At 75.0% G+C, this 7,663-nt stretch carries 7 protein-coding genes and 1 riboswitch; of the genes, 2 read left to right on the top strand and 5 right to left on the bottom strand.

Annotated features, from left to right (window positions below; genetic code table 11):
* The 5 genes from ACFV0Q_RS35135 to ACFV0Q_RS35115 form a co-directional block, all read right to left on the bottom strand.
* On the bottom strand, nucleotides 1–1,104 hold a 1,104-nt coding region (locus tag ACFV0Q_RS35135; RefSeq protein ID WP_385011112.1), incomplete at its 3' end, for an ATP-binding cassette domain-containing protein.
* Nucleotides 1,101–2,291 carry an energy-coupling factor transporter transmembrane protein EcfT gene (locus ACFV0Q_RS35130; RefSeq protein WP_385011110.1) on the bottom strand — a complete coding sequence of 397 codons (1,191 nt, stop codon included), beginning with the start codon at nucleotides 2,289–2,291 and terminating at the stop codon, nucleotides 1,101–1,103. The genes ACFV0Q_RS35135 and ACFV0Q_RS35130, both read right to left, overlap by 4 nt.
* The gene (locus ACFV0Q_RS35125; protein ID WP_385011114.1) at nucleotides 2,288–2,962 is read right to left on the bottom strand and encodes an SCO2322 family protein; all 675 of its coding nucleotides are present in this window, start codon (nucleotides 2,960–2,962) and stop codon (nucleotides 2,288–2,290) included. The genes ACFV0Q_RS35130 and ACFV0Q_RS35125 overlap by 4 nt, the downstream gene beginning before the upstream one ends.
* The gene (locus ACFV0Q_RS35120; RefSeq protein WP_385011108.1) at nucleotides 2,962–4,209 is read right to left on the bottom strand and encodes a prenyltransferase/squalene oxidase repeat-containing protein; all 1,248 of its coding nucleotides are present in this window, start codon (nucleotides 4,207–4,209) and stop codon (nucleotides 2,962–2,964) included. The genes ACFV0Q_RS35125 and ACFV0Q_RS35120 overlap by 1 nt, the downstream gene beginning before the upstream one ends.
* A 129-nt stretch (nucleotides 4,210–4,338) precedes the next feature.
* Nucleotides 4,339–4,418: riboswitch (cobalamin riboswitch) on the bottom strand.
* A 138-nt stretch (nucleotides 4,419–4,556) separates the two neighbouring features.
* On the bottom strand, nucleotides 4,557–5,621 hold the full coding sequence (locus ACFV0Q_RS35115) for an MBL fold metallo-hydrolase (protein WP_385011106.1): 1,065 nt from the start codon (nucleotides 5,619–5,621) through the stop codon (nucleotides 4,557–4,559).
* A gap of 181 nt (nucleotides 5,622–5,802) precedes the next feature.
* Here ACFV0Q_RS35115 and ACFV0Q_RS35110 point away from each other — a divergent pair, with 181 nt between their 5' ends.
* Both ACFV0Q_RS35110 and ACFV0Q_RS35105 read left to right on the top strand, forming a co-directional pair.
* Complete coding sequence (locus ACFV0Q_RS35110; RefSeq protein WP_385011104.1) at nucleotides 5,803–7,254, top strand: aldehyde dehydrogenase; 1,452 nt, start codon at nucleotides 5,803–5,805, stop codon at nucleotides 7,252–7,254.
* On the top strand, nucleotides 7,254–7,487 hold the full coding sequence (locus ACFV0Q_RS35105) for a ferredoxin (RefSeq protein WP_385011102.1): 234 nt from the start codon (nucleotides 7,254–7,256) through the stop codon (nucleotides 7,485–7,487). Before ACFV0Q_RS35110 ends, ACFV0Q_RS35105 begins: the two co-directional genes overlap by 1 nt.
* Nucleotides 7,488–7,663 lie beyond the last annotated feature (176 nt).

Below are 7,663 nucleotides of genomic sequence, written 5' to 3'. Positions count from 1 at the left end.
CGCCTCAAACGCCGGCGAGGCTGAATCGGCGGAGCCGGGCTCCGCCTGCGGGCCGGGGTGACCGGAGGGCATTTCCAGCCTCGCCCGGGGGTCCCTCCCAGCGGTAGCCGGGGGAGTTTGAGGCGCGGGGTCCGGGGCGGAGCCCTGGGACGCGGTGGCGCACGGGGCAGCGGACCGGCCCTCGGCGGGGTTCGTGGTGGGCGTCCCGGGCCTTGTGGGGTGCGGGGCGGAGTCCTGGGAGGTCCGGGCAGGCGTGGGTGTGGGCCCGGGAACGGCCGCAGGGGCGAGGGTGGACAGGTGGGTCCGGAGCGGAGCGGACCGGCGGCGGGCGTCGCGGATCGAGAGGGGGAGGGGGGACCAGCCCGCCAGGCGGCCCAGGGAGACGACCGGAGGGTGGACCGGGGAGACGGCCATGATCTCCGCCGGGGTGCCCAGGACCGGCGCCGCGCCCGGGGCGGGCAGGAGGAGCACCCGGTCCGCGTACTGGACCACCCGTTCCAGGCGGTGCTCCGCCATCAGGACCGTCGTGCCGAGGTCGTGCACCAGCCGCTGGAGCACCGCCAGGACCTCCTCCGCCGCCGCCGGATCGAGCGCGGACGTCGGCTCGTCCAGGACCAGGACCTTCGGGTGCGGCGTCAGGACCGAGCCGATCGCGACCCGCTGCTGCTGGCCCCCGGAGAGGGTGGCTATGGGCCGGTCGCGCAGTTCGTTCAGGCCGAGGAGGTCCAGCGTCTCCTCCACCCTGCGCCGCATGACGGACGGGGCCAGCCCCAGGGACTCCATGCCGTACGCCAGCTCGTCCTCCACCACGTCCGTCACGAAGTGCGCCGGCGGGTCCTGCCCCACCGTGCCCACCACGTCCGCCAGCTCCCGCGGCCGGTGCGTACGGGTGTCACGGCCCGCGACCGTCACCCGCCCGCGCAGCACACCGCCGGTGAAGTGCGGGACCAGCCCGGACACGGCCCCGAGCAGCGTCGACTTGCCGACCCCGGACGGGCCGACGAGGAGCGTCAGCTCCCCCTCCGGGACGGTGAAGTCGGCGTCCTGGAGGCACGGCCGCGCGGCGCCGTCGTAGGTCACCGACACCTGCTCGAAGCGGATCACTGCGCGGACTCCTGGGTAGGTACGGGTGCCACGAAGGCGGGAAGCAGGCCGATCAGGATCGCCGCCGCCGGCCACAGCGGCAGCGTCGGCGCGAACAGCGGGACCACGCCCGGCCGCAGCCCCTCCGGGTCCACCGACCCCGCGTGGATCAGCAGGACCGCGACCGCCGCCCCCGACCCGGCGACCAGCCACGCCCGCGCCCCCCACCGGTCGGGCCGGTACCGGGTCCGGACGCTGCGCCGCCCGCCGAGCCGCAGCCCGGCCAGCGCCAGCAGCAGGCCGATGCCGAGCACGGGCAGCCCGTACGCGGCGCCCTCCGCCGCGAGCAGCCCGTACGTGCCCGCGCACATGCCGAGCAGCCCGCCGAGGGTGAGCACGTTGGTGGTGTGCCGCACGGCGGGCGGGACCTGCGCGGTGCGCCCGTAGCCGCGCGCGTCCATCGAGGCGGCGACGGCCACCGACCGCTCCAGAGCCCCCTCCAGCACCGGCAGCCCGATCTGGAGGACGGCCTTCACCCCGCCCGTGGGCCGCCCGCGCAGCCGCCGCGCGGTCCGCAGGCGCGCCACGTCGGCGACCATGTTCGGCGCGAACGTCATGGCGACGACCACGGCCACCCCCGCCTCGTACAGGGCGGCCGGGAGGGACTTCAGCAGCCGCGCCGGATTCGCGAGGGCGTTCGCGGCGCCCACGCACACCAGCAGCGTCGCCAGCTTCGCCCCGTCGTAGAAGGCGAACACCAGCTGTTCGGCGGTGACCCGCCCGCCGAAGCGGATGCCCTGCGCCCAGCCGGGCAGCGGCAGCTCGGGCAGCGCGAACAGGACGTGCGCGCCGGGGATGGGGGAGCCGAGCAGCATGGAGAAGAGCAGCCGCAGCCCGATGACGAACAGGCCGAGCTTGATGAAGGCGCCGTAGGAACGCGCCCAGGGCGCGTCGGTGCGGCGGGCGGCGACCACGTACCCGGCGACGCCGACGATCAGCCCGAGCAGCAGCGGATTGGTGGTCCGGGAGGCGGCGGTGGCGAGCCCGAGGGCCCACAGCCACCAGGCCCCCGCGTGCAGGGCGTTGCTGCGCCGCGCTTCGGGTGCCTTCCACGTCCTCTTGTACGTCGGCCCGCGCACCCCCCGACCGGCCGGCCCGGGGCCGCGCCCGGCCGGGGGTGCGTGCGTACCCGCCGCGCCGTGCGTCATCGCCGGCGGCGGCGGGACTGCCAGACGCCGGCCGCGCCGAGGGCGGCCACCGCCACGATGCCCGCGATCAGGCCCGCCGAGGGCCCGGAGTCCGAGTCCCCGGGCGCCGCGGCGGCCGACGCCGACGCCGAAGCGGCCGGGGCCTTGGGCTCGGAGTCCGCGATCGGCTCCCCGCAGCCCGTCCTCGGGTAGCCGGAGATCCCGCACAGCAGGGCCGCGCCGTTGTAGCGCAGCGGCTTCGCCACCGAGGCCAGGGCTTCGGCGGCGGTGGCGTCGGGGGCCACCTGGGCGCAGGCGGTGCGGGGGGCGTCCTGCGGCGGAGCCTCGCCGCCGGGCGCGTCCTCGCGCACGCCGAAGTCGACGACCAGCGCCACCCGCTTCTTGCCGTCCGCCGGGGCGGTGCCCGAGCAGACGGCCTCGAAGTCGGCGGCCGCGCGCGGCTTGGCTGCTTCGGCCGCCGCGTCCTTGCTCACGGAGAAGCGGAAGCCGAGGATCGTGCCGTCCGCGGGGCGGGCCGTCGACGGGCCCTGGGTGGCGTACGCCCACCGACCGCCCGCGCCGTCCCAGAACGACCAGTAGCGGTAGCCCGCCGCGAGGGCCGGGGAGGCGGCGAGCAGGGTGAGCAGTACGCCCAGGAGCACGGCGGCGAGGGTGCGCGGACGGCGGCGGATCACAGCTGGTTCTTCTTCCGGCGGCCGCTCAGCAGGATGCCGATGCCCATGCCGGCCGCGGCGCCCGCGCCGACGATCCACCAGATGTTCTGGTTGCCGGAACCGGAGCCGTCCTTGCTCTCGACCTTCTGCGGCTCGGTGTCCCCCGCCTGCGGGGCGGGGCCCGTCGCGTTCAGCGCGCCGACCAGGTCGGTGGAGCCGAAGTCCTTGGGGTCGGTGCCGGTGGCGTGCGCGACGAGGACCAGGGTGCCGAGCGCCGCCGGGTTGCCCTTCGACCACTCGGCGGAGTTGGCCTTGAGCCACTCCAGCGCGCCCGTGGCCGCCTGCCGGTGCCCGGCCGCGGCCAGGGCGATCACGGCGTCGGCGGTGTTGCCGGTGTCGGCGGTGGGCTGGTCCGCGCCCGGGGTGACGGCCGTCAGGTGGCCGTCCTTCTTCAGGGCCTCGGCGAGGTACCCGGCCGCACCCTGGGCGGCGGCCGCCGGGTCGGCGGCACCGGCCGGGCAGGGCAGCGCGGTGGGGGCGGTGTCCGCGGTGGCGGGGTCGACGACAGCGCCCTTGCCGAGGCCGGCCAGCACGGCGGCGGCCGTGGCGTCGGCGTTGGCGGGGAGCTTGCCGTCGGCGGCCTGGTAGCCGAAGGCGCCCCGGTCGGCGGCCGGCTCGGCGGAGCAGCCCAGCTGGAAGGCGAGGAGGCCGTCGTACGCGGACCTGCCCGCCTTCGACTTGACCCCGGCGGGCTTCTCGCCGGCGACGGCGAGCGCGCTGATCACGATCGAGGTGGAGCTGCCCTCGCTGGGGGAGCCCGGCACGTACGCCCAGCCGCCGTCCTCGTTCTGGACGGACTTCAGCCAGTCCACACCCTTCTTGACGGCCGCGTCCCGGCCGCCGAGCTCCTTCAGCGCCTGCACGGCGATGGCGGTGGCGTTGGTGTCGAACACGGTCGTCGCGTCGCAGGCCTTGCCGGCGTCGGCGCGGAAGGAGGCGAAGCCGCCGTTCGCGCACTGCTGGCCGGTGAGCCAGTCCACGGCCTGCGCGGCGGGCTTCTCGCCGGCCGTCCGCTGGGCGAGCAGCGCGATCGACTGGCGCCACACGCCGTCGTACGTCGGGTCGGCCTTGCCGAACAGGCCCGACGGGACGACCGGGGGCGCGGAGGGGGAGGGCGGCGGGGTGTCGGCGAGGGCTGCGGGGGCGGCGCCCACGCAGAGCACGGCGGAGGCGGCGAGCGCGGCGGCGCTGCGGCGGACGTTCATGTGGGGCGAGTGCCTCTCGTGCTGGGGAGCGGAGGGCAGGCACACGCGGGCACCGGGCTCCGGCTCCGTTTACCTCGACGGTGCCGGCCGCCGGAGGCCCCGGCGGCACGAGCCGCGCACCTCGGTACGGGGCAATCCGGCTTCCCGTCCCGCGGGGTGCGGGCGGGGTCACGGTTGCGGGTCAGCGCCGGATTCGCACCGGCTTCCCCCCGTACGGAGGTGTGGACGACGGGCCCACTCTACCGGCCCGTAGCCTTCGGCTCCGGGGCCCTTGCGGTCCCCTCTCCTGGCAGGGTCCCCCTCTCTCTTGTCACGGTCTCCTTCTCTCGTCACGGTCCCCTCTCTTGTCACAGCGCCCGGTACGTCACCGGGTCCGTGCCCGGTACCGCTTCCGCGCGGCCCTGTTTCACCAGCCGCCGCAGATGCGCCTCCGCTTCCGAGACGGCGATGTTCCGGGAGCCGTACGGGATCTGCTCCCAGGGCCGGTTCCACTCCATCCGCTCCGCGAGCGCCCACGGGGTCAGCGGCTCGGCCAGCAGCCGCCACAGCCCGGTCAGCCGTTCCTCGTGGTGGTCCAGGAGCTCCCGTACGCGGGCGGGGGCGTCGGTGAAGGCGTGCTGGTGGGCCGGGAGCACCTCGGCGGGCTCCAGCCGGCCGATCCGTTCGAGGGAGTCGAGGTAGTCGCCGAGGGGGTCGGTGACGCGGATGTCCTCCGGGTCCTCGTAGAGGCCGATGTGCGGGGAGATCCCGGGCAGCAGGTGGTCGCCGGAGAACAGGCGGCCGTTGCCGGGGAGGTTCGCCGGGTGCTCCTCCTCCAGGTGCAGGCAGACGTGGCCCGGGGTGTGGCCGGGGGTCCAGATCGCGCGGAGCCGGCGCCCGGCCAGCGGCAGCAGCTCGCCGGGGACGATCTCCCGGTCGGGGACGGCGGCCCGCAGCCCGGGCAGCGTCCGCAGCCGGCCGCTCGCCCGGGCCGCCCGCAGCGGGGCGAGGTGCTCCTCGGGGGCTCCGGCGGTGGCCAGCTTCTCGGCCATGTACGCGAACCAGACGCCCGGCTCGGCGGAGCGGGTCCGTACGACGACCTCGGTGTCGGCGGCGTGCATGGCGATCCACGCCCCGGACGCCTCCCGCACCTGCCCGGACAGGCCGTGGTGGTCGGGGTGGTGGTGGGTGATGACCACGCCGTGCACGTCGGCTACGCCGATGCCGAGCGCGCCGAGCCCGGCGGCGAGGGCGTCCCAGGAGGCGGGGTCGTCCCAGCCGGTGTCGATCAGGACGGGGCCGCGGCCGGTGTCGAGGACGTGGACGAGGGTGTGCCCGAGCGGATTGTCGGGGATGGGGACCTTGATGCCCCACACGCCTCCGCCGTGGTCGGTCGTGATCTGTGACGTGACCTTCGGCTTCGCCTCTGACATGAGGGCTCCCTGCGAGAACGTGTTTCAGTAGTCGCCCAAGTCGACCATCTCCGGGAGCTTCTGACTAGTCGTCGGATCTTCGGGGTGGTCGCAGCTCCGACCTTGTCCGGGCCGTGGACTCCTGGAACTAGAACTGGTATCAGTTCTGCGACACCGTGCGCAGCCCCAGGAGGCATCAGCCATGACCGAGCTCGTGGAACACGGACACCTGTTCATCGGCGGGGAGTGGACCGAGCCGCTGGGCACCGACACCATCCGCGTCGTCTCCCCCCACACCGAGCAGGTCATCGGCAGCGTCCCGCACGCCTCCCGGGCCGACGTGGACCGGGCCGTCGCCGCCGCGCGCAAGGCCTTCGACGAGGGCCCGTGGCCCCGGCTGTCCCTGGAGGAGCGGACCGCCGTCGTCGCCCGCATCAAGGACGCCATCGCCGTCCGGCACGAGGAGATCGCCCGCTCCATCAGCTCCCAGAACGGCTCCCCGTACTCCTGGAGCATCCTCGCCCAGGCCCTCGGCGCGATGATGGTCTACGACTCCGCCATCAAGGTCGCCGCCGACTACCCCTACGAGGAACGCCGCCAGGGCGCGCTCGGCCCGATCCTCGTACGGCGCGAGCCGGTCGGCGTCGTCGCCGCCGTCATCCCCTGGAACGTCCCGCAGTTCGTGGCCGCCGCCAAGCTCGCCCCGGCGCTGCTCACCGGCTCCGCGGTGATCCTCAAGCCCTCGCCGGAAGCCCCGCTCGACTCCTACATCCTGGCCGACATCGCACGGGAGGCCGGACTGCCGGAGGGCGTGCTGTCGGTGCTGCCCGCCGACCGGGAGGTCAGCGAGTACCTCGTCGGCCACCCCGGCGTCGACAAGGTCGCCTTCACCGGGTCCGTGGCCGCCGGCAGGCGGGTCATGGAGGTCGCCGCCCGCAACCTGACCCGGGTCACCCTCGAACTCGGCGGCAAGTCCGCCGCCGTGATCCTGCCCGACGCCGACCCGGCCGCCACCGTCGCCGGGATCGTCCCCGCCGCCTGGATGAACAACGGCCAGGCCTGTGTCGCCCAGACCCGCATCCTCGTCCCGCGCAGCCGCTACGAGGAGTACGCCGACGCCTTCGCGGCGGCCGCCGGGGCCCTCGTCGTCGGCGACCCGCTGGACCCGGCCACCCAGCTCGGCCCGCTCGTCGCGCAGCGCCAGCAGCAGCGCTCCCTCGACTACATCCGCATCGGCCAGGAGGAGGGCGCGAAGATCCTCACCGGCGGCGGCCGCCCGGCCGGCCTGGAACGCGGCTGGTACGTCGAGCCCACCCTCTTCGGCGACGTCGACAACTCGATGCGGATCGCCCGCGAGGAGATCTTCGGGCCGGTCGTCTGCCTGATCCCGTACGGCGACGAGGCGGAGGCCCTGCGGGTGGCCAACGACTCGGAGTTCGGCCTGAGCGGCAGCGTCTGGACCGCCGACGTCGAGCACGGCATCGACTTCGCGCGCGGGGTGCGCACCGGCACCTTCAACGTGAACACCTTCAGCCTGGACATGCTCGGCCCGTTCGGCGGCTACAAGAACAGCGGCGTGGGACGGGAGTTCGGGCCGGAGGGGCTGAGCGAGTACCTGGAGCACAAGATGATCCACCTGCCGGCGGGTGCGTGATGGGGGACCGCTGGCAGATCGAGGTGGACCGGGCGGTGTGCATCGGCTCGGGCATGTGCGTGAACCACGCCCCCGACGCCTTCGCCCTCGACTCGGCCCGCCAGTCCCACCCCCGCTCCCCGGAGACCGACGCCAACGAACCCGCCCTCACGGCGGCGGAGGGCTGCCCGGTGGAGGCCATCCTGATCACCCTCTCCGCCACCGGCGAACCGGTTTTTCCGCCGGAGGACTAGGGGGCGGGGGGTGGGGGCGGGGGCGGGGGCCCGAAGGAACGGGGTCCGAGCCGGTCCGGATCAGGGAGGGTTTGGGGGTTTCCCGTCAGTCTCATCGTCCTTCCGTGTCGGGCCGGCCTGTCAAGGGCGCTCCCTGCGGTCGCGTCGCTTCGCGATGGCCTTCGGCCACCCTTGAC

It is taken from the genome of Streptomyces sp. NPDC059564 (assembly GCF_042735575.1).
GTDB lineage: Bacteria > Actinomycetota > Actinomycetes > Streptomycetales > Streptomycetaceae > Streptomyces.
This window is presented reverse-complemented; position numbering and strand designations above follow the sequence as displayed.